Annotated in this window: 23 protein-coding genes; 16 read left to right on the forward strand and 7 right to left on the reverse strand. The window is 46.1% G+C overall.

Translation table 11 applies throughout. The annotated features are described in order from the left end of the window. Window positions 1-2: 2 nt before the first annotated feature. Window positions 3-1952 (reverse strand): TonB-dependent receptor plug domain-containing protein, encoded by a 1950-nt coding sequence (locus KOD92_RS23000; protein WP_215235964.1) that lies wholly within the window; start codon window positions 1950-1952, stop codon window positions 3-5. Between the two features lie 156 nt (window positions 1953-2108). On the opposite strand from KOD92_RS23000, the gene pdxR reads away from it, so the two are divergent. The 6 genes from pdxR to KOD92_RS23030 all read left to right on the forward strand — a co-directional run bounded on the left by pdxR (window position 2109) and on the right by KOD92_RS23030 (window position 7722). Further along, window positions 2109-3596, forward strand: coding sequence for a MocR-like pyridoxine biosynthesis transcription factor PdxR (gene pdxR / locus KOD92_RS23005; RefSeq protein ID WP_215235965.1), 1488 nt, complete (start codon window positions 2109-2111; stop codon window positions 3594-3596). A gap of 67 nt (window positions 3597-3663) precedes the next feature. Beyond that, entirely contained in the window at window positions 3664-5007 is a 1344-nt protein-coding gene (locus KOD92_RS23010; RefSeq protein ID WP_215235966.1) for a D-arabinono-1,4-lactone oxidase, read from the forward strand. A 91-nt stretch (window positions 5008-5098) separates the two neighbouring features. Then, window positions 5099-5773 carry a TetR family transcriptional regulator C-terminal domain-containing protein gene (locus KOD92_RS23015; RefSeq protein WP_215235967.1) on the forward strand — a complete coding sequence of 225 codons (675 nt, stop codon included), beginning with the start codon at window positions 5099-5101 and terminating at the stop codon, window positions 5771-5773. Between the two features lie 2 nt (window positions 5774-5775). After that, window positions 5776-7077, forward strand: coding sequence for an ABC1 kinase family protein (locus KOD92_RS23020; protein WP_215235968.1), 1302 nt, complete (start codon window positions 5776-5778; stop codon window positions 7075-7077). 136 nt (window positions 7078-7213) lie between these two features. Then, entirely contained in the window at window positions 7214-7522 is a 309-nt protein-coding gene (locus KOD92_RS23025) for a type II toxin-antitoxin system HigB family toxin (protein WP_215235969.1), read from the forward strand. Further along, complete coding sequence (locus KOD92_RS23030; RefSeq protein ID WP_215235970.1) at window positions 7519-7722, forward strand: hypothetical protein; 204 nt, start codon at window positions 7519-7521, stop codon at window positions 7720-7722. The genes KOD92_RS23025 and KOD92_RS23030 overlap by 4 nt, the downstream gene beginning before the upstream one ends. Window positions 7723-7754: 32 nt before the next feature. Here KOD92_RS23030 and KOD92_RS23035 read toward each other — a convergent pair whose 3' ends face one another. Genes KOD92_RS23035 through KOD92_RS23050 form a run of 4 tightly spaced genes read right to left on the reverse strand, consistent with a single transcriptional unit; the run spans window position 7755 to window position 10063 of the window. Next, window positions 7755-8129, reverse strand: a complete 375-nt coding sequence (locus KOD92_RS23035; RefSeq protein ID WP_215235971.1) for a VOC family protein — start codon at window positions 8127-8129, stop codon at window positions 7755-7757. Window positions 8130-8141: 12 nt separating this feature from the next. Continuing rightward, on the reverse strand, window positions 8142-8594 hold the full coding sequence (locus KOD92_RS23040) for a GNAT family N-acetyltransferase (RefSeq protein ID WP_215235972.1): 453 nt from the start codon (window positions 8592-8594) through the stop codon (window positions 8142-8144). Window positions 8595-8605: 11 nt separating this feature from the next. Then, window positions 8606-9502 carry a DUF72 domain-containing protein gene (locus KOD92_RS23045; protein WP_215235973.1) on the reverse strand — a complete coding sequence of 299 codons (897 nt, stop codon included), beginning with the start codon at window positions 9500-9502 and terminating at the stop codon, window positions 8606-8608. A gap of 45 nt (window positions 9503-9547) precedes the next feature. After that, window positions 9548-10063, reverse strand: a complete 516-nt coding sequence (locus KOD92_RS23050) for a cupin domain-containing protein (RefSeq protein ID WP_215235974.1) — start codon at window positions 10061-10063, stop codon at window positions 9548-9550. Window positions 10064-10275: 212 nt separating this feature from the next. Here KOD92_RS23050 and KOD92_RS23055 point away from each other — a divergent pair, with 212 nt between their 5' ends. Further along, window positions 10276-11160, forward strand: coding sequence for an AraC family transcriptional regulator (locus tag KOD92_RS23055; RefSeq protein WP_215235975.1), 885 nt, complete (start codon window positions 10276-10278; stop codon window positions 11158-11160). 300 nt (window positions 11161-11460) lie between these two features. On the opposite strand, the gene KOD92_RS23060 is transcribed toward KOD92_RS23055, so the two are convergent. Both KOD92_RS23060 and KOD92_RS23065 read right to left on the reverse strand, forming a co-directional pair. Continuing rightward, window positions 11461-12528, reverse strand: a complete 1068-nt coding sequence (locus KOD92_RS23060) for a branched-chain amino acid aminotransferase (protein WP_215235976.1) — start codon at window positions 12526-12528, stop codon at window positions 11461-11463. Between the two features lie 97 nt (window positions 12529-12625). Further along, window positions 12626-13186 (reverse strand): cob(I)yrinic acid a,c-diamide adenosyltransferase, encoded by a 561-nt coding sequence (locus KOD92_RS23065; protein WP_215235977.1) that lies wholly within the window; start codon window positions 13184-13186, stop codon window positions 12626-12628. A 97-nt stretch (window positions 13187-13283) separates the two neighbouring features. Here KOD92_RS23065 and KOD92_RS23070 point away from each other — a divergent pair, with 97 nt between their 5' ends. The 9 genes from KOD92_RS23070 (at window position 13284) to KOD92_RS23110 (ending at window position 22348) form a co-directional block, all read left to right on the forward strand. Next, window positions 13284-13796 (forward strand): hypothetical protein, encoded by a 513-nt coding sequence (locus KOD92_RS23070; protein ID WP_215235978.1) that lies wholly within the window; start codon window positions 13284-13286, stop codon window positions 13794-13796. A gap of 11 nt (window positions 13797-13807) precedes the next feature. Next, window positions 13808-15076, forward strand: a complete 1269-nt coding sequence (locus KOD92_RS23075) for an S-adenosylmethionine:tRNA ribosyltransferase-isomerase (RefSeq protein WP_215235979.1) — start codon at window positions 13808-13810, stop codon at window positions 15074-15076. Between the two features lie 21 nt (window positions 15077-15097). Beyond that, window positions 15098-16258, forward strand: coding sequence for an ABC transporter substrate-binding protein (locus tag KOD92_RS23080; RefSeq protein ID WP_215235980.1), 1161 nt, complete (start codon window positions 15098-15100; stop codon window positions 16256-16258). Between the two features lie 4 nt (window positions 16259-16262). Continuing rightward, a complete protein-coding gene (locus tag KOD92_RS23085; RefSeq protein WP_215235981.1) occupies window positions 16263-17315 on the forward strand; it encodes a FecCD family ABC transporter permease in 1053 nt (350 codons plus the stop codon). Next, window positions 17312-18343 (forward strand): ABC transporter ATP-binding protein, encoded by a 1032-nt coding sequence (locus KOD92_RS23090; protein ID WP_215235982.1) that lies wholly within the window; start codon window positions 17312-17314, stop codon window positions 18341-18343. The genes KOD92_RS23085 and KOD92_RS23090 overlap by 4 nt, the downstream gene beginning before the upstream one ends. An 82-nt stretch (window positions 18344-18425) precedes the next feature. After that, window positions 18426-20438 (forward strand): ArnT family glycosyltransferase, encoded by a 2013-nt coding sequence (locus KOD92_RS23095; protein ID WP_215235983.1) that lies wholly within the window; start codon window positions 18426-18428, stop codon window positions 20436-20438. Further along, the gene (locus KOD92_RS23100; RefSeq protein ID WP_215235984.1) at window positions 20416-20820 is read left to right on the forward strand and encodes a nuclear transport factor 2 family protein; all 405 of its coding nucleotides are present in this window, start codon (window positions 20416-20418) and stop codon (window positions 20818-20820) included. Before KOD92_RS23095 ends, KOD92_RS23100 begins: the two co-directional genes overlap by 23 nt. Further along, window positions 20820-21422 carry a GNAT family N-acetyltransferase gene (locus tag KOD92_RS23105; RefSeq protein ID WP_215235985.1) on the forward strand — a complete coding sequence of 201 codons (603 nt, stop codon included), beginning with the start codon at window positions 20820-20822 and terminating at the stop codon, window positions 21420-21422. Before KOD92_RS23100 ends, KOD92_RS23105 begins: the two co-directional genes overlap by 1 nt. Continuing rightward, complete coding sequence (locus tag KOD92_RS23110) at window positions 21422-22348, forward strand: carbon-nitrogen hydrolase family protein (RefSeq protein WP_215235986.1); 927 nt, start codon at window positions 21422-21424, stop codon at window positions 22346-22348. Before KOD92_RS23105 ends, KOD92_RS23110 begins: the two co-directional genes overlap by 1 nt. Window positions 22349-22370: the final 22 nt, after the last annotated feature.

A 22370-nucleotide genomic window follows, 5' to 3' on the forward strand; every position in this document is an offset into this window, starting at 1 on the left:
TCTTATCGCGTGAGATTAAATCTGATTCCGCCCATTACCCATCGACCAGGCATTTTGGAGCCGAGTAAATCGCTGTATTCTTTGTCAAATGCATTGTCAGCCTGCACATAAAACGCCAGCATTTTATTGAGGAATGCGTATTCAGCTCTCGCATTCAGCACAAAATAGCTTTTTGTGATCTCAGCCTCAATCGCCGCCGCTTCCCTCGCTGCTCTTTGTTTGTACAAACCATTCAGGCTGAGTGAGAAATTATTAACCTGATAAACAGCAGAAAAATTAGTCAGGAACCTGGCGTGCGACGACACGTAAAACGAGGGTACCTGGTTACTATTCTTGCTATCGAGCCAGGTTAATCCTGCATTAAAGAGTAGTTTCTGGTTTGATCCGATGGTATTAACAGACTGAATATCAAACTCGAATCCAGTCGTATTCACCTCCGCAATATTCAGTGCCAAACCAAAATTTCCGGTCGATGAAAGGTTATCCTTTCTCGGCATTTGCGCATAAGGCGTAGTCACGTAATCAATCAGGTCGTTTTGTAATCTTTGGAAAAATGTCGCGGAGAATTTGAATTGAGAGGCACTATTTGCAGTCAAAAACCAGTCTGCGCCAGCCTCGTAACTGAACGACCGCTCGGCTTTCAGATAAGGGTTACCCACGTTTCCACCTGCGACGAGGGTTTTATTATAGTTATTAAAACGCTCGGTAAAATCTGCATCGCGGATCGTTTTACCCGCACTTCCGCGAAGCTGCCAGCTGTCTTTTTTGTAGGATAATGTAATTTGAGGAACTGCTTCCGTACCTATACTTTCTCGCCAATCCACACGAAGAGAAGGAGTTACTGTAAAACTTTCTCCAAGACGCTGCACGAGTGAAACGAATGGAGCAAGCTGGTGAAGCGAATGGTCGCCGCGATCGTTGGAAGCGATATTTTTGTTCTGATAATTCAAACCTGCAATCACGCTGGTGGCCGGCGTGAATTCCTGTTGTAAAGTCGCCAGTCCCTGCCAGAGCTGCGATTTGCTGTTATTAGCAATGGAGTGCGGATTAAATAGGTAGGTATCTTCCACAAATTTGTAGCCCGCGTCGAATGCAAATGCAGTTTTGTTCTTTTTATAGCCAAGCCGAAGCTGGTTCCACGAAGATTTTACTTTTTCGCTGGCGGTATCGGATTTGAGTACGGTGTAAAAATTCTGCGCGGCAAAATCGCGGTGATCATAAGAACTGCGCACTGCCACATTCCACGCGTCGGAAAGCTGGTAGTTCAGGGAAAGCGACGCGGTATTGTTGTGAAAATATCCTTTTATACCCCGCTGCTGCACGCCAGTAGCATTATTTGTGAGCAGGCCGCCGGAAACTGCCAGTCTGCCTTTTTGATAAAAACCACCTGCATTTGCATTGATCAAACCATATTGCCCGGCTGAGATTCCGGCACTGACATTCGTTTTTGCCGGGGCATTTTCAACTGTTTCTCCATGTAGCCGCGACGCGAAAGTTTTGGAAATTACGTGAATAACCCCGCCCACCGCATCTGAACCATAAATCGCCGAAGAAGCACCTTTCAAAACCTCGATCCGCTCGATCTCTGCCGGAGAAATGGGGATATAGCTATTAAAATGCCCGGTATTGGGATCGTTAAGGCGAATTCCATCCAGAATTACAAGCACTTGCTGAAAGGTACCGCCACGCAGTACGATATCACTCTGTGAGCCCATCGGTCCCCGTGCCTGAATCTCCACGCCCGGTACATACCTGAGCAGGTCATCGATACTATGCACCGGCAGGTTCTGAAAATTCTCCCCCTTGATCACCGCAATATTCCGCCCCGTCTCCGAAGCCCGCTTTTCAACAATCGAAGAAGTAACAGTCACAGGATCCAAAGAAATATCCTGCGCGAATAAAGAGCCGGCAACAAGACAAAAGCCAGTACAAAAAATGTAAAATTGAGACATTGAATAAAAAATTAAAATGTTTTCCTTCCTCCCTACGCGGGCCGCCCTTTCCTCCATCCTCCCTTTCCTCCATCCTCCCTACGCGGGTCGCCCTTTCCTCTCTTCAAACAAAACTACTACCTTGCCGGACCGTCTAAATGCTCCGGTTTTGATCTAATGAATAGTCCGGTTGAAATTCCATTTAAAAATATCATTCTGCTCGACAGGCTTTCCGGTACGCCGGTTTATCTGCAAGTGGCTCATAAACTGATCAATGCGATCCAGCGCGGGGTGCTGGCAAATGGCGCTAAACTTCCCGGAACGCGCTCGCTGGCCGAAATTCTGGAAGTGCACCGGAAGACCGTCGTGGCCGCCTATCAGGAGCTGGACGCCCAGGGCTGGATTGAAATGCGGCCGAATAAGGGTACCTATGTGACGTATTCATCAGAAAACAGGTACCCGGGGCTGAAAAATTTCCGGGCGGAAGATCTGATTAGTTACCCCCGCGAAACCGGTTTTGCATTTGAAAAAAGCATGCTGCTCGATCGTCCCGTTTCCGTTTCAAATGTTGATCTGGAATTTACAGACGGGCTGCCCGACGTGAGACTGGCACCGATGGACAAACTGGCAAAAGCCTATTCAGGTGTTTTGAGAAGAAAAAATAACCGCAAATACCTGGGCTATTCGCACGCAGAAGGTAATATATACTTCCGCGAAAAGCTTGCCGGATACCTCAACAATACCCGCGGGCTGCATATTAAAGCAGAAAATATCCTGACTACCCGGGGAGTTCAAATGGGTATTTACCTTGCTTCGCAGCTGTTGATCAACAAAGGAGACCGAGTAGTCGTGGCTGATCTGAGTTATTACACGGCCAATATGATTTTCCAAAAGGCCGGCGCACATATCCTTTCTGTTCCGGTCGACGAGCAGGGAATATCGGTAGATGCATTGCGGAAACTTTGCAAAACCACGCCGGTCCGCCTGCTCTATATTACGCCGCACCACCACTATCCCACCACCGTAACGCTTAGTGCCGAGCGGCGAATGGAATTGCTGGGTCTTTCGGTCAAATATGGATTTATCATTCTGGAAGACGATCACGATTACGATTTTCACTATAACAGTAGTCCGGTGCTGCCGCTCGCGAGTGCCGATCGCGCTGGAATGGTGGTGTATGTGGGTTCATTTTGTAAGGCATTGGCGCCGGGGCTGCGGTCGGGCTACCTGGTTGCGCCGGCCGATCTGATCACTGAGCTGGGGAAGTTCAGGCGGATCATTGACCGGCAGGGGGATCTGATGATGGAGCAGGCACTGGGCGAATTGCTGGACGAAGGGGAAGTACAGCGGCATATCAAGAAGGCGCAAAAAGTGTATCACCAACGCCGCGATCTGCTGGAAACGCTGCTGAATACCCATTTAAGCGATTATCTCACATTCAAATCTCCCCCCGGCGGACTGGCTTTCTGGACGGAGTGGCGGAAGGATATTAACCTGATGCGCGTTAGCAAGGCTTGCCTGAAACGAAATCTGCATTTGCCGCAGACCTTACTTTTTCAAACCGGAAAATTAAGCGCGGTTCGGCTGGGATTCGGTAATATGGATGAGGATGAAATGCGCGAAGCGATCCTGATTCTGAGTGAAGTCGTGGCGCAGGAAAGCTGAGTTGGAATCCTGAATTATTCAATTAATTTGTGATAAATTCATAAACCTGCCACGCAATTCCCCCGGTATGAAAAAGAGAACATTTATCAAATTATCATCTGCATTCATGACAGCTCCACTGTTTTCACCACTCGAAGGATGGGCCGTAACCGGCGAAAAGCTAAAAAACTGGGCAGGTAACCTCGAGTATAGTACTGAAAAGCTGGATTCGGTGAAATCGTTGCAGCAGGTGAAGGAAATAGTTGTCAAATATCCCAAGCTCAAAGTGCTCGGTACGCGGCATTGCTTCAATAATATCGCAGACACGAAAGACCAGTTTATATCTGTAGTTAATGCGGACGAGCAGGTTGTTTTAGACGAAAAAAACAAAACAGTTACTGTGAATGCCGGCCTGAAATATGGTCAGCTGAGCCCTGTCCTGCATAAAAAAGGATTTGCATTGCATAATCTCGCCTCGCTGCCGCATATTTCTGTAGCCGGCGCCTGCGCTACGGCTACGCACGGTTCGGGGGAGAAAAACGGGAATATGTCGACGGCGGTTGCTGCGATGGAGCTGGTTACCGCGAGCGGTGAAGTAGTCCAGTTAAGCAGAAAGAGCGATGGGGAGAAATTCAATGCGGCGGTCGTAAACCTGGGTGCTTTGGGTGTCGTAACGCAGGTTACCCTCGATGTGCAGCCCACTTTTATGATGGGCCAATATGTGTACGAAAACCTGCCGCTCGACCAATTAAAGGAGCATTTTGATGCGATTGAATCTGCTGGGTACAGTGTCAGCCTTTTCACCAACTGGCAAAGTAACGCGATTCAGGAAGTGTGGGTAAAGTTCAAGGTCGGAGATAATGCTTTCAAAGCAGAAAAGGAATTTTTCGGGGCAAAACTCGCTACTAAAAACCTGCATCCGATCCCGCAACTTTCAGCTGAGAATTGTACCGAGCAAATGGGCGTGCCGGGTCCCTGGTACGATCGGATGCCGCATTTCAAAATGGGTTTCACGCCCAGCAGCGGAAAAGAGTTGCAGTCGGAATATTTCGTGCCGCGCAAAAATGCCGTGGAAGCTATTATGGCGATTTCCAAGTTAGGCAACCAGGTCGGCCCGCACCTTTTCACCTCCGAAATCCGGACTATTGCGGCGGATGATTTATGGCTCAGTCCGTGTTATAAGCAAGATTCGGTCGCTATTCACTTTACCTGGAAACAGGAATGGGCGGCTGTGAGCAAGCTTTTGCCAGTTATCGAACGCGAACTTGCTCCGTTCAATGTCCGGCCGCATTGGGGGAAACTTTTTACGATTTCACCCGCTCTTCTTGAAAAACGGTATGATAAACTGGCTGATTTCAGAAAGCTGGCGAGGGAATACGATCCGAAGGGAAAATTCGTCAATGACTTCCTGAAGCTGAACGTGTTCGGTTGAAACTTTCCTCGAATACGATGTAGAAACTGGCACGAATAGCGCGGCGTTTGCGTTCTTCAGTGTAGACATTTTGCGCTAATCAACATCTATAATGGCAACAAAATTGAGAGAACTTCCGGCCGCTGCACAGGAGATTACCTCCGAAAAAATTACCGAATTATTCATGCATTACTGTTTGGAACACAACAAAAAGCCTGAGTCGGTGTATTTGTTCTGCAAGCAGAATGGAATTGTGGAAAAGGATTTTTATAAACATTTCTCGTCCATCGACGCGATTGAAAAAAGTGTATTCGTTAGCTTTCATAAGCTCGCTGTACAGCTAATGGATCAGAGTCAGGATACTGTATTACTGGGTTTTCAGGATAAGTTGCTGACTTACTATTACACTTATTTTGAGATACTTACAGCGAATAGGAGCTATGTGATATTGGCTTTGAAAGACAATAAAAACAAGCTGGACAGTCTGATGAAGTTGAAAGAATTCCGGAAGGAATTTAAAGAATTCGTCAACCAGATCAGCACGGGATACCTCAAAATGAAGAGCGAAAGGATTCGCAGCGCACAACAGGACGCGTTGAACGAAGGCGCCTGGATCCAGTTTCTGGTGACGTTGCGATTCTGGCTTGACGACGAGTCGATCGGGTTTGAAAAAACAGACCTGTTTATCGAAAAGTCGCTCCGCGCCACATTCGACCTGATCGATACTTCACCACTTGAAAGCATTATTGATTTTGGAAAATTTCTCATTAAAGAAAAGCTGCGGTAGGAATGGAGACAATTGATAGTATACCTACCTCGAAAATTCAGCGTGCCTCTAAATTGATCTCGACCGGCGTGAAAATCGGCGGGAATTATTTGAAGTATTATGGCGAGAAGATCACAAACCCGGAGTCGGCACGTGATAATTTGAATACGAATAATGCGGAAGATATTTATGACGGTCTTAAAAACCTGAAAGGCAGTGCATTGAAATTGGCTCAAATGCTAAGTATGGAGAAGAATTTCCTTCCTCAGGCTTATGTGGAGAAGTTTTCGCTGTCGCAGTTTTCGGTACCGCCGCTTTCTGCTCCGCTGGTTGTGAAAACGTTCCGTAAATATTTTGGTAAATCTCCACTTGACCTTTTTGACTCTTTCGACGCAAACGCGATTAATGCCGCGAGCATCGGGCAGGTGCATAAAGCTACGCTTGGAGATAAACAATTGGCAGTAAAAATCCAGTATCCCGGCGTTGCGGAAAGTATTTCAACAGACCTTGCCTTGGTGAAGCCGATCGCAATGCGGATGTTCAATATTCAGGCAAAAGATTCGGATAAGTATTTCAAAGAGGTTGAGACCAAGCTGACGGAAGAAACCAATTACATTCTGGAAATTGCGCAAAGTGCTGAAATAGCAGAGGCTTGTGCCCACATTCCAAATCTTCGTTTTCCGGTTTACTATCCCGAATATTCCTGCGAAAGGGTTATTACGATGGATTGGATGCAGGGAAGGCATTTGTCGGAGTTCACGAAGACTAATCAGGACCAGCATTTAGCCAATAAAATAGGGCAGGCGCTTTGGGACTTTTATATGTTCCAGGTACATCAGCTGCGAAAAGTCCACGCAGATCCGCACCCCGGCAATTTCCTGATCGACGACCAGGATAATTTGATTGCAATTGATTTTGGCTGTATTAAAGAGATTCCTGAATCGTTTTACATGCCATATTTCGATCTGGCCGAGCCTGAAAATCTGAACGATCCGCTGATCTATAATAAAAGGCTCATGGAACTGGAAATCCTGACACCAAAGGATACAGAAAAGGAGATCATCTATTTTTCAAATCTCTTCAAAGACGTACTTGGACTTCTGACACAGCCATTTAACTCGGATACATTTGATTTTTCAGACGAAACGTTCTTCCTGAAACTGGCCGCATTAGGTGAGAAATACGCCAACGATAAAGAACTTCGCAAAATGAATATGAACCGCGGATCCAAGCATTTCATTTATATGAACAGGACGTTTTTCGGTCTATTCAGCCTGCTGCACGATTTGAAGGCGACAGTGGAAACGAAGCAGCTAGCGGTTTGATAATTGATATTGTCCTATTAAAAAATGGCAGACCGGGAGGTCTGCCATTTTTGTTATACTTGAATTCAGATTTTCTAAAATATGTTTAACTTTAATAAATAGCCATCATGACGTCACACACACTTTCGCGGACATTATGGTCGTGATCAGTTACAAATTGATCAGGGAGTTTACAGTACGTTATCCAGATTCAGCTAATGCCTTAAATACCTGGTTTAAAACATCAGAAAAGGCAAACTGGTCAAATTTTCATCAATTAAAAGCAGATTTCAATTCGGTCGACGCCGTCGGAAATGATAGATACGTATTTAACATAAAGGGAAACAATTATCGGCTAATAGCCCTTATCAACTTTAGTATCAGAACTATTTATCTATTGTTTATTGGGACGCATGATGAATACGATAAAATAGATGCCTCAACAATTAAGCTCAGAAAAAAATGAATAGTACCTACATAAAAATAGACACCGAGCCAGAGTATGACCGTATTATGGAGGAGATATTGGTCTTAATGAATAAAGGCGAGGTCAATCTTTCCGAGGCGGAAATGCAGAAGATACGCAAAATGGCACTTGCGGCAGAAGCTTATGAGAGAGAGCATTATTATATTAAGCCTCCCAAAGCCCTGCAAGGTATGATCTAGACGCCGATTTCATTCCGAAAACACATCTAACCCTATTCCATCGTAAACTCTGGGTTATAGATCAACCCAATTACATTACCCCAGGGGTCGAGCACGGAGGCTACTACGATATCGCCGCCGACATTCGTGGGCTCTTCGTGGGGCGTGGCGCCGAGGCTGATCAGTCTGTCAAACTCCTGCTCTGCGTTTTCTACCCCCCAATAGGTTACTACATTCGCTATCTTTCCAGACATTTCTGCCTCTTCCGGCTGCAAGCCTAACTCGTAACCGGCGATATTGAACCCGACGTAAAACGGCTCGTCGAAATACGGCGCGGTTTCGAATGCTTCCGTGTACCAGGCTTTTGCTTTTTCAATGTCGGGGACTTTGTAAATGGTAGTCCGGAGACCGAGGAATTTATTTGCCATTTGCTTGGTTTTTTACGATTTCAAATCCTTTTGCATACATACACTATAATCGGATACTGCTAAAATCGGGTCGGTAACCGGCTTGTAACCTAGCTTTTTATACAATGCTATTGCCTGTGGTTGCCCCTTGCCGGTTTCAAGAAACGCAGTATTATATCCCAATTCCAGTGCCCACTTCTCTATCTCAGCTACCAGAGCAGAAGCAATACCGCGACCGCGAAAGTCGGGCTCCACATACATCCGTTTAAGCTCTATTGTGTTTTCATTCAGTATCTTAAAACAGCCGCAAGCGGCAAGGTGACTTTCGGAATAGGCAAGTAAAACCGTATTTAAACCTACAATCCTGTTGTACTCCTCAAAATCCTCCTTTTTAGTATTATATATCCGGCAAAGCTCATCGTCCAGCTTGTCCGTCAATGCTTTAAAGTCAGGATTTTCGCTATTTGTCCTGATTAGCCCGGTCATTTGTTCAGAATTCAAAGCAGCTTAATCTGCCCGGCATTCTTCGGGTCAATAGGTACGTGCAGGTTCATCCCCAGCTCGTCGTTAAATTTCCTGATCAGGTAACCCGATAAAAAGGGCGAGGCTTCTTCGTGGTTTTGATGGACGAAAAAGTAGATTTTTTCAATACCTTCAGCTACCCACACTTTTATCCTTTCAAACCACTCGTCGAGCCTCGTATAATCAGAATCCACATTGGCGCCATTATAACGGATAAATGCAATAGGCGTAGTCAAACGCATGTGCAATAGGTCCCTGCGCCCGGCTGCGTCAGTGATGATGTGCGTGATATTATTTTTTTCGAGCACTTCGTAAAACTCCGTGTTGTCAAATGTGCCATCGTACCAGCCGGTGTGCCGCAATTCCAGTGCAAGCGGAAAGCCCGACGGCCACTCTTCCAGATATGCTTTGAGTGCCTCCCAGTTCTTGGGGCCAAAATTATCCGGCATTTGCAGAAACAGCATTCCCAGTTTTTCCTGTAAATGCGAAATCCCGTCTAGGTACACGTCAGTTTGTTCCTTTGCTTCTTTCAGCCTTTTCCAATGACTTACACCCTGGTGTATCTTGGGAAAAAACTTGAAACCCGGGGTAGTTTTATTGTACCAGCCTTCGATGGTTTCAACGGGGAAGTTATTATAAAATGTGGCATTCAGCTCGATACTGTTGAACTGCGTCGCATAGTAGCCCAGCTCGTCTTTGGTCCCTTTCGGGTAGAAGGTTTTCAGGTCCGTTTTATTCCATTTGGCGCAGCCGATACAAATTTCGGGGTTGCCCTCGCCTTTTGCATTGGCAAAAATAATTTTGGTGCCAGGTGCATCGGGCGGCAGCGTGAAATCGATTTCTGCGGGATTGTCAACTTTTCCGAATTTCATATGATAGCCTGAATTTTGTCAAAACAATGAAAAGCCTTTCTATTTTTATCTCCCAAAATCATCCTGAACACGCACAATATCGTCTTCATCAGAAGGATTGGCAGGATCTGTATGTTGCCAGATCTCAGCTACGAAACCCCATTCATTTACACCAACCAACCGGTGGCGCTCGCCTTTTTTCAGGTCAACAACAGTTCCGATCGGTAATTGCTGCAATTCGGTTTCTTCGTCGGTATCACTAATCACGATTCCTGCATTTCCTCCTATTACTTTCCAGATCTCAGCGCGGCGGTGGTGATATTGCCACGAAAGGCGCTTGTTTGGAGCCACTACCAGAATTTTGGGACTCAATTTTTCGTAGCCTGCGAAGTCTTCCAGTGACAAATGCGGGAAAAAAGTCGAAATGAATTGTGGCGCCTGACTTTCGTCTAAAACAAAAAAGCCGCCCCAGGGCCGAAAATGATCTTTGCTGACAACCGTGAAGCCCTGCTCGTCGATAAACTGCTGAACTTTTGCAAAAACGACATCTTTGTCCGCATCGGCTGTGAATGATTGTATCATATTAAAGGGAAATAACGTAGATAAGGTGAATTTCAAAATTAGAACAAAAAACAAAAAGTCAACCTAAAAATTACTGTGTGACAGGTTGAGCTAACCTTCGGTAAAATCTGCTTATTGGCACTATTTAAATATTTTATAGCTATAAATTATTGGCGCTGCCTGATACAATTTAAACTGTTATTGGTAAATTTATATATTGTAAGCCCAGGTCTATGAATGAAATTTACCGCGAGATCACCCCTTTGACGCAATACGACTGTTTTACGGTATTTACAAGAAGTAAGACAGTTTTTGACTTTCCATTACATACGCACGAAGAGTTCGAGCTGAATCTGATCCTGTCCGGGCGCGGCGTCAAGCGCATTGTGGGCGACCATAGTGAGGTGATCGATAATGCAGAACTGGTACTGGTAGGAAATAACCTCCCGCACGGCTGGCTTACGCACAGCTATAAATGGGAGGAGGGAATGCCGGAAGTGAAGGAGATTACGGTGCAGTTTCACAAAGATCTTTTTGACGAAAAATTCCTGAAACGGAACCAACTGTTTTTCGTCCGGTCGCTGCTGGAAAAATCGGCGAAAGGGATAGCTTTTTCAAAAGATACGATTGAAAGGATATTGCCACGGTTCCAGGCCTTGGAACAAAAAAGTGGGTTCGATTCGATATTGGAACTGATGTCAATCCTGCATGATCTGTCCGTTTCGCGCAATATGCGGACACTTTCAAAAGGTACTTTCACCGATGATACCATCAATTTCAACAGCCGGCGGATTGAGAAGGTATTTGTTTTTATGCGGGATAACTATGACAAGGAAATTGATCTCGACGCTGTGTCGAAGCTGGCAGGTATGTCTGAGGTTTCTTTCAGCCGGTTTATCAAGAAAAGAACCGGGAAGACTTTTATCGAGAGTTTGAACGAGATCAGACTGGGGCACGCGTCGCGGTATTTGATCAACACCAGTAATACAGTTTCCGAAATCGCCTACAAATGCGGGTTCAATAACCTGTCCTATTTTAACCGGATATTCAAAAGTAAAAACGGCTGCACACCGAAGGAGTTTCGGGAGAATTACTCGGGGACTCGGACGTTTGTTTAGGGTTTATGAGTATAGAGTTTGTAGTTCGGAGTAGTTCTGTGTGGTTCGGGGTAGGTGAGAGTTTTGAATGATTGAATGATTGAATGATTGAATGATTGAATGATTGAATGATTGAATGATTGAATGATTGAATGATTGAATGAGTGAATGAGTGAATGAGTGAATGAGTGAATGAGTGAATGAGTGAATGAGTGAATGAGTGAATGAGTGAATATAGAAAAAGAGCTCAAAGCTTTGGGCGGACCCTTACTTTGAACTCTTTACTCATAAACTCTAAACTCATCAACTCAAAAACCCAAACTACACTTTCGTCATCCAGCCGAATCCGTCTTCGACTTTGCCGGTGCGGAGGTCGGTCAGGTAGTTTTTCACTTTATTGACAAATGAATCTTCTTTGATCTCGGGAAGTGCGTAGTCTACACCTTCATAAGCGATGGTCGCGAAAGGAGATATTACTACTGCTGTACCAGCTCCGAAAGCCGATTCAAGCGTTCCGTCTTTTGCGGCGTCGATGATTTCCTTCACACTTACCCTGCGCTCTTCCACCGGAATACCCCACGTTTTAGCGATTTCTACAATGCTTTTCCTGGTAATTCCGTCAAGCGTAGTTTCTGATACATAAGGTGTTACCAGCTTTCCATCGATCAGGAACATGATATTCATCGTGCCCGATTCTTCAATATAAGCATGCTCGCGGGCGTCGGTCCAGATCAGCTGATCATAACCCTCCTCCTGTGCAAGCTTGGCAGGGTACAATGAACCGGCGTAGTTACCAGCACATTTGGTACCGCCCACACCACCTTCGGCGGCACGGATAAAATGCGTTTCCACTTTAACCCGCGGCGGCTTCGCATAGTAAGTACCTACCGGACTTGTGAATATGATAAAGTAATATGAATCAGATGGTTTTACACCAATATAAGGATCGGTAGCGAACATGTACGGACGAATGTACAGCGAGCAGCCCGGCTGTGAAGGTACCCAGCCTGAATCCAGGCGAAGCAGTTCAAGCAGCCCGTTCATGAAAACGTCTTCCGGAATCGAAGGCATGCAAAGGCGTTCTGCCGATTTATTGAGTCGTTTCCAGTTATCTATCGCACGGAAAAGAAGCACTTCCCCTTCTTCATTCTTATAAGCTTTCATTCCTTCGAAGATCGCTTGTCCGTAATGAAGCGCAGCAGTAGCAGGGCTGAGCGAGAGGTCGCCGTAAGGGACGATCCGAAGGTCCTGCCATTGGCCTCCGCGATATTCGGCGATAAACATGTGGTCGGAAATATTCCGGCCAAAAACCAGGTTGTTGAAGTCAACATCCTGTAAGCGAGACTGGCTTGTAGGCTGAATCTCAATCTGTAATGTGTCGGCTGTCATGATGCCAGAATTTAATTTTTCGTACGCTAATAACGACTTTATCAGGGATTGCAATTTAAATATTTAATCTATAAATACCCGATATTTAGTATAACAATTATTTTTTTGAAGATACCCGCGGATTCCACGTCACTTCCTCAATTCCAAGCTCATAAGTCATCGCCCGGCAAAGCATGAAAAGGTAGTCGGAAAGCCTGTTGAGATACCTGACAACGATTTCTTCCACTTCCTCACCCTGCTGCAAATGGATCACCCCGCGCTCGGCCCGGCGGCAAACCGTCCTGGCCAGGTGCCCGAATGAAACCGACTGGTGCCCGCCCGGCAAAACGAATGCGCGCAACGTGGGAACGCTCAGCTCGATCTGGTCCATTTCGGTTTCCAGCAGAAAAATGTCGTCATCGTGCAGGTCAGGCAATATGCGCTTGCTACGGTCTGATTCTGAGGCTAAATGCGAGCCGATGGTAAAGAGCCTGTCCTGGATTTCCTTCAACAATTCTTTCCTCCCCTCATTCACGGGCTGGTCGCGCAGGAGGCCGATATAGCTGTTCAGTTCATCCACTGTCCCGTACGCATCGATCCGCACGTGGGCCTTGCTGAGCCGCGTGCCCCCGATCAGCGACGTCATGCCTTTGTCACCTGTCTTTGTGTATATTTTCATTTTTGGCTTCGTTGTCAATTAGGTTTTAGAAACTCCCCGCCCTAATTTTGCACCCTGATTTTAATTTGGCGAAAACCTCCGGAAGGTTGAAGAATTCATGAAAATTACAACATTTGCAATAAAAATCTGGCGCTGGATGTCCATATTGTTTGTGGTCGGAGCGCTGGTCTGGACCTATTCACTATTCCCCGAAATGGTCGCAGTAGACTTTGCCAATACCGGCCTTGCGGAACGGTATGTGAGTAAAGAACATATTTTTTACATCATTATGGGTCTCTTTTTGCTGAACAATGTGGTGATCGCCGCATTTGCCAGACATATTTCCAATGTAGACCCAATGCACCTCCCGATCCCGAACAGAAAAGCCTGGGCGCAGAACCGTCCCGAGCTGAACGAGCACCTTATCAACTGGATCTACTTCCTGGTAGCGGTGATCAATACCATCATGGGATTCAGCCTTTTTGCACTGGCGACCATTAATAGCACGCAATACAAGCTGGATGTTTTCGACTTTTCTTGGGTGTATTACGCAGGGATCGTTTTAATAGTAGCTGTCTTCCTGTTGCCTTTGCGCCTGCTCCGGCCGCCTGTTCCTGAGGATAAGCTGTAAAATCTGGCGGTATGGAAAATGAGAATGGGACGCCCGAAATAACGCAGGCCGGCTGGCTTCGGGAGGCAGAGGCGATAACACTCGAAGATTACGTTTATGACCTGCCAGATGAACGAATCGCGCATTATCCGCTTGAAGTGCGCGATCAGTCCAAACTGCTTGTTTATCGAAATGGGAATATAGCTCACAGCCAATTTTCGGATTTACCGGCACAGCTTCCTGCCAATACCTTACTCATTTTCAACAATACCAAAGTAATTCCTGCGCGGGCCTATTTTAAAAAACCGACCGGCGCAGTGATCGAAATTCTGCTGCTGCATCCCGAATTTCCCACTCGGGTAATTCAGGATGCCATGCTGGTGAAGCAGCAATGCGTTTGGGAATGTATGATCGGAAACAAGAAACGGTGGAAGATAGGCGAAAGCTTGAAAACGAGTGTCGAGGTCGGTACGCAGGAAGTTACGCTGGAAGTTTCTTATGTGGATTATGTGAAAAATCATGTTCAGCTGAGCTGGAATGCAGATTTTACATTTCTTGAAATTATAAAAGCACTGGGCGAAATACCATTGCCGCCCTACCTGAACCGCGACACCGAAGAGGCTGACAAGCAGACTTACCAGACCGTTTACGCGCATCACGATGGCGCAGTTGCGGCACCTACCGCCGGCCTGCATTTCACAGATCGTGTTTTTGAAGAACTGGAAGCAAAAGGTATCCGCCGCTCATTTCTGACGCTGCACGTGGGAGCCGGCACTTTTCTGCCGATTAAAGTGGAGTCTGTTACGGCGCATCAGATGCACTCCGAGCAGGTCGTTTTTTCTAGACAATTGATTGATGAATTACTCGCGTCGCCTGAAACGATAGTTCCTGTGGGCACTACTTCGCTGCGGTCGCTGGAAAGTTTGTATTGGTTTGGTGTGAAGTTGTTTAGAAACGAAACTGACGAATTCAGGATTGAGAAACTGTATCCTTACTATTCCTCTCAAAACACACTTCCCACATCCTCGGAAGCACTTGCGGAGGTAGCGCGTTTTATGGATGCGAACTCTATGGAACAGCTGATCGGTGAAACGGAGATATTCATTTTTCCGGGTTATCGTTTTCAGCTTTGCAAAGGACTTCTTACCAATTTTCACCAGCCTGGATCGACGCTTATTTTACTGGTAGCCGCTTTTGTAGGGAAAGATTGGAAGGATATTTACACAAAAGCATTTGAGAATAATTACCGCTTCCTCAGTTACGGCGACTCTTCTTTATTGTGGGGTCAAAATGCTGATTAATAAGTGTTTCAAAATAAAACTATGAAGAAATTACTCCCACTTTTACTAATTTTCTGGCTACTGCAGGGATGTAATACAGAGAAAGCTTCCCACGAAAAACCGCAGGAAAAGCAAGCCAAAACTAGCTTCACTGACACGACAAGTGTTCGTCACGCGAAAGGTTTTTCAATCGGATATTTTGATCAGTATAAAATAATAAGCATCAAAAATACTGATTCAAGCGCCCGCCAGGACCAATATATCCTGCTCGAAAAAGGGGCCACTCGCCCGGAAGGATTTCCCGACGCGCAGGAAATCCGGATTCCGCTAAAAAGCATGGTCGCAATGTCGTCGATGCATATTGGACTGCTGGAATTTTTGGGAGCTGAAAATATACTGACCGGGCTTGGTAGCCTGCAATACGTATATTCACCCAGCGTGAATGCGATGATCAAAGCAGGTAAAGTCGCGGAAGTGGGGCGAGATAATGGTTTGAATCAGGAAAAACTTGTGGAAATGCACCCTGACCTAGTGATGACAATTGGTACATCGGGCGCAAAAAAAGATGGTTATGCAATATTGAAACAGGCCGGAATACCGGTTTTGGCCAACTCCGAGTGGATTGAAACAACGCCGCTCGCAAGAATGGAATGGGTCAAGATAGCTGCTGCATTGCTGAACAAGGAGAAACTCGTGAACGATAAGTTTGATGTAATTGAAAAGGAATATAAAAATCTGTCGGCGCTTGCAGCTTCTGCTAAGTCAAAGCCTGCTGTGATTTCAGGGTTGAATACAAAAGACGTCTGGTTTTTGCCAAACGGAGAAAACTATATGGCGCAATTTCTGAAAGACGCCGGCGCGGATTATCATTGGGGCGGCACAAAAGGCGGCGGAAGCTTGTCGCTGAATTTCGAATCCGTATATCCTTTTGCATTGGATGCTGAATATTGGGTGAATGTGGGTTTTGATAAAAGTGATACGCGCAAAAGTGTCCTGGCGATGGATTCAAGATATGCCGATTTCAAAGCTTACAAAAGCGGGAAAATGTACAGCTACAATAATCGCGTGAATGCACAGGGTTCGAACGATTTTTTTGAATCGGGTACTATCAACCCGCACAAGGTACTTGCCGATTTGATCCGTATATTTCACCCGGAGCTCCTGCCTGAGCATCAATTGGTTTACTATAAACAACTTCCGTAATAAGATGACCGCACGTGCAAACAGACAAGGGTTGCTGCTGACCGGCCTGGGAATACTTACGGTCGCCCTGTTTGCATTGGATATCATGTTGGGGTCAGTGGCAATACCATTTAAAGAGGTATTCAATATTGTCGTCTTTCAGAAATCCGAAAATACTGCCTGGTTATTTATTGTTGAAAAGATCCGTATTCCGAAGGCTATTACTGCTGTTCTGGCAGGATGCGGCTTGTCTGTGAGCGGTTTACAAATGCAAACCCTATTCCGTAACCCGCTCGCGGGACCATCGGAACTAGGAATAACTGCCGGGGCCGGGCTCGGCGTGGCATCGGTCATGCTGGCGGGCGGAAGCAGCGCGGGCATGTATGCGATCCGCGAGCTGGGAATTTCGGGCAGCTGGCTGGTGATATTAATGGCCTCGCTAGGCTCAGCACTCGTTTTGTCGCTGATCCTGTTGATCGCTGGCAGGGTGAAAGACAATGTGGTACTGCTGATTGTGGGCGTGATGATCGGTACCATTACGCTTTCTGTGATCAGTATCTGGCAATATATCAGCCAGCCGGAGCAGTTGCAGGAGTACATTATGTGGACTTTCGGCTCGCTGGGCGGCGTTACGCAATATCATTTATTTGCACTGGCGGCGGTGGTTTTGTTTGGTTTGGGAATCGCATTTATTTCCTCCAAATCTCTGAATGCATTGCTTTTGGGAGAGAATTACGCAAGAAGCATGGGACTCAGTATCAGCCGCACACGCCTGCTGATCATGATCAGTACCAGTCTGTTAACCGGCAGTATCACTGCGTTTTGCGGACCTATCGGATTCATTGGAATTGCGATCCCGCATTTGACAAGGTCACTATTAAAAACCTCCAACCACCGCATTCTCATTCCCGCAACCTGCCTGACGGGAACCTTATTAATGCTTTTTTGCGATATCGTAGCCCAATTGCCGGGCACCGAATCCGTGATCCCTATTAACGTAGTAACCTCATTTTTGGGCGCTCCTGTGGTGATATGGGTGATTTTGCGCAGTAATAACCTTCGTTCGTCATTCTCATGAAAGGCCTGCAACCCGTACTCGAAACCACCGGCCTTTCGATCGGTTACCGTTCCAAAAAAGTCGAAAAGGTTATCGCCACCCAACTTGATCTCAATTTGTATGCAGGTCAGCTGGTCTGTCTGCTGGGTGCGAATGGTTCGGGGAAGTCAACATTAATGCGCACGCTGGCTGGCTTGCAGCCTGCACTTTCCGGAGAAGTTATGCTTGATAATCAGCCGCTAACCGCGCTGAAACCCCAGGGACTGGCAACGAAACTCAGTCTTGTTTTAACAGAAAGACTCGAAACCGGTAACCTGACTGCCGCAGAAGTGATCGCATTGGGCCGCACACCTTATACGGGGTGGCTTGGGAAACTGAGTGAAAAGGATCAGGAAAAAGTAAATGAAGCAATTGCATTTACCGGGACCGACCAGCTGCTAGACCGGCACATGAACCAGCTCAGCGACGGGGAGCGGCAGAAAGTAATGCTCGCGAGGGCGCTGGCGCAGGATACCGGCGTGATCATGCTCGACGAGCCCACGGCACATTTGGATTTGCCTAGCAGGATAGAGCTGATGAAATTGCTGCATTACCTCGCCGACGAAACGCAAAAAGCCATTTTACTAAGTACCCACGAACTCGATCTTGCCCTGCAAACTGCCGACCAGCTTTGGTTGATGGAGCCCGGAAAGCCGCTGGTGACAGGCGTGCCCGAAGATTTGATATTAAACGGTTCTTTCGAATCCGCATTCAACAAGAATGGGATATTGTTCGACGCACTATCGGGCGGCTTCGTCATTGAGCGACAGGCGCAATCGTATTTAATAGACTTGTCAGGAAATGAAAAACAGGTATTGTGGACTAAAAAAGCATTTCAAAGACAAGGGATAAGGATCGAAAAGGGTGAAAGGGCAAGATTTAAGATTAACGCTTTAAAAGATCAGCTGGGAGCGAATATTTGGGAAGTGATCTTTGAAAATCGCCTGATAAAGCTGCATTCCATTGCGGAGCTTTTGCATTTTATCAAACTTAACAATGAAAAGAAATAGAGGGGCGGTGACTTAGTGCTGTTGTTTTCGCCTTATTAACTAGTTTTGGTACATACTAGTCAAACAGTACTTTACCTTCCACATGATTTTTTTGATTCCGCTGGCGATGTGGCTTTGTTCAGCCTGTTGCTATCTGGCTTTTTTCAAAGGCTCGCCCCAGTCGTTCCGGCGCTCGCTGCTGGCTTCGGGGATATTTTTGTTCTTTTTTATAGCCGCCAGTACGGAATTGCTCAGCGCATTCAATCAGATCAATGCTATTGCGATCGACATGGTTTGGCTCCTATTGAGTGTCACTCTGATCGGAATTTCAGCCCGCCTTCAAAAAAAGCAGCGTACCAATTTGCGGACGATCATGGGAGACTGGCTCGTTTCTTCCAAGGCTTTTTACAAAAAACTGGGTGCCCTTACCGTTTTTGCATTGGCATCGATATTAACCTGTACGTTAATCGTCGCCATTGTTGCCACACCCAATAACCTGGACTCGTTCAGTTATCATTTGAGCAGGCTTGTTTATTGGGTTCAAAATGGAAATGTAGAGCACTATGCTTCTCATATTGAGCGTGCTATCTCATTCAGTCCATTTTCTGAATATGTGCATCTGCATACTTACCTGCTTTCAGGCGGCAACCGCTATTTCCAGCTGGTGCAGTGGCTTTGTCTGGCGGGTATTTTAATATGCATTTCCATCATCGTATCGCTGCTTTCGGGCAGTGACCGCGCTTTGCGGATCGCATTATGTTTCGCAGCCACTTTGCCGATCGTGGTGCTGGAATCGATGACAACCCAAAACGACTTAATTGTCGCGTTCCTGATCGTAGCCACCGCTCTGTATGTTTTCGATTTTACGGTTAACCGCAAGTACATTGCTTTTTTTCTGATTGCCCTCACAGTCTCGCTGGGCATGATGACGAAAGGTACTTTTGTGTTTTACGTGCTGCCATTTGGTTTTTATTTATTGATTTTCCTGCTGATCAGGCCGGTTTACTGGAAAGCGCTCGCTTTTTCAATGGGGGGTATAGTGATTATCGTGCTGCTGCTGAATGCCCCTTTCTGGCTGCGTACCTATGAAATATTCGAATCGCCGGTGGGCACTATGAGCAATGGTAACCGGGCAGATATCCGGAGCGCGACCGACCTGACTTCGTTACTTTCAAAGCATATTTTTCTTCATCTCGGATTTGTATCCCCAAGTAATGCCTACAACAATTTTATGGAATCGCAGCTGCTCAGTCTGCACGAAACCATCGGCGTCCCGATTGACAAACCTGCGACCGGAATGCCGTTTAAAATGAATAAGCTGAATTTCAATGAGGATTTTGCGCATAACTTCTTCGGAATGTGGCTTGTACTGCTGAGTATTCCGCTGCTGTTCCTTGCCCGGCTTTCTAAGGAAGCAAAATGGTTTACCGGACTGGCCTTTCTTAGTTTTCTCGCTTTTTGCTCATTTATAGGCTACCAGATTTACGGTTCGCGGCTGCACATCGGTTTTTTTGTATTGATATCCCCGGTAATCGGACTGGTTTACGGATCAGTATTTTCCTCCGTTTTGTCCCGAATTCTGATCATTTTTCTCTGGCTTGCCGCACTGCCATTTGCATTGCTGAGTTCAACACATCCGCTTCTTTCAACGAAATGGTTTTTTGAGACCGTTTTTCCCAAGATCAATACTGCACTGCATTTAAATATGCAGGTAGGCGCTCAAAACCTAAACCTGATGCAGGAAAGTGTCCTTTTTGCTAAACCGGAGAAAATAATCTGGGGAGATTTCCTTCCGGAAACGGAGGCACTTACCCGATATGTCAATGCAAGGAACCCGCAGAAAATAGGATTTGTATTTACAGAGGCCAGTTATGATTACGCATTTCAGTATTCATTGCAAAAGGAAGGCCGTATTTTTGAGCATGTGATGGTGCGGAATCCTTCGAATGCTTTGGAGAAATCCGAATTCCAGCCTGATCTGATTTTGGCGGAACGTTTTGAAGGTGAGCAGTTTGCCTGTCATGGAAGAAGCTATAAATTAGGATTTCACAAGCGCGATAAATGGATTTATATACCTCAAAACGAATTTGAAAATGACAGCACTGGAAACCGTTGAACTGTATTACGATAGGTTTAATAATAAAGACTGGAAAGGAATGCTCGCGCTGCTCGACCCAGAAATTCGCCACGAGCCGAACCAGGGAGAAGTACGGATCGGGATTGAAAAGTTTACCGCATTTTTAGGTGATATGGACACCGCTTATGAGGAAACGCTGACCGAAATGGTCTTTTTTACCGAACCGTCAGAAACCCGGGTAGCGGCCGAATTTGTGGTGAATGGCATTTATAAAAAAGGCGAAGAAGGCTTCCCGGAGGCGCACGGGCAGACTTATGTGCTTCCTGCTGCGGCATTTCTGGAAGTGAAAGAAGGGAAAATCACCCGGGTGACAACCTACTACAATCTGCCGCACTGGATTGACCTGGTTTCGAAAAAGTAATGGAAAATCTGACATTTATCTGGAAAAAGGGCGCTGAGATCGAGTCGGTTTTTGAAGATCTGGGGAAATTACGCATTACGGTCTTTCACGATTTCCCATATCTGTATGAAGGTTCGCTCGACTATGAAATGGAATATCTGAAAATATATTCCCAGTCTGCGAAATCGTTGCTTTTCGCAGTGTACGATGGTGATCAAATGGTAGGCGCCACAACCTGCATTCCATTGTCAGACGAAACGGAAGAAGTACGTAAGCCTTTTAAAGATGCTGGTTATGAAGTAGATAAGGTTTTCTATTTCGGAGAAAGTATTCTGTTAAAAGAATGCAGAGGTCTTGGACTGGGTCACCGGTTCTTTGACGAAAGAGAAGCTCATGCACGCAGTTTCGGAAGCTTTCATATCGCGTGTTTTTGCGCTGTCGAAAGGGACGCTGATCATCCTTTAAAACCCGCAGAATATCGTCCTAATGATGCATTTTGGTTGAAACGGGGTTATAGGAAGGAGCCGGGGCTTCAAAGTAATATGGAGTGGCTCGATATTGGTGAGCGTGAGCAAACCAGCAAGAAAATGACGTTTTGGGTGAAGAGTTTAGAGAATAATTAATGAAAGTAACGATCGCTTCGGCGCAATATCCGATCACGGAACACGCGGATTTTTCGGCGTGGAAAATACATATCACAAGCTGGGTTACGGAAGCTGTCGCAAAAGGTGCACAGCTGCTGCTTTTTCCCGAATATGGTGCGATGGAGCTTGTGAGCATATTTTCGGAAGACATCAGGAACGATGTCAGAAAACAGGTCTTTTCATTGGATGGTATTAAAAGTGAGTTTTGCGCCGTATTCGAAGATCTTGCAAAGCAATATAAAATAACCATCGTTGCCCCCACTATTCCGGTTATCGAAAATGGCTTGAATGTGAACCGTGCGTATGTTTTTTCTGAGAATGGATTTGCAGGTTATCAGGATAAGTTTTTCATGACCCGTTTTGAAAATGAGGAATGGGGTATTGAAAGTGCGCCCAAAAGACTGACAGTTTTCGAAGCTGATTGGGGGAAGTTTGGTATTCAAATCTGCTACGACGTCGAATTTGCAATAGGCTCTCAAATATTAAGTGAAGCCGGGGCAACACTCATTTTGGCACCCAGCTGCACAGAGACGATCCGCGGTGCAAGCCGCGTTCACATAGGTGCCCGGGCGCGGGCGCTGGAAAATCAAGTCTATACCGTAGTCTCTCAAACAGTTGGGGATGCAGCGTGGTCGCCTGCAGTTGATATTAACTACGGTTTCGCAGCCTTTTATTCAACACCAGATACAGGCCTGCCGCAAGAAGGTATTATTTCAACTATGTTGCCGCAAAAAGAGGGCTGGCTGATTCAGGAGCTCGATTTTTCAAAAATTGAGCAGGTTAGGAGCGAAGGACAGGTTTTTAATCACAAAGACAATCAGCAAATCAGCTACACATTAAAAACAGAAGAAATCCAGATCAACCATATCCAACTTTGTCCCCGGGCTGAAGCCCGGGGCAATTGATTTTTTTCTTGCGGCCTTGCCG

The organism is Dyadobacter linearis (genome assembly GCF_907165045.1).
Lineage (GTDB): Bacteria > Bacteroidota > Bacteroidia > Cytophagales > Spirosomataceae > Dyadobacter > Dyadobacter linearis.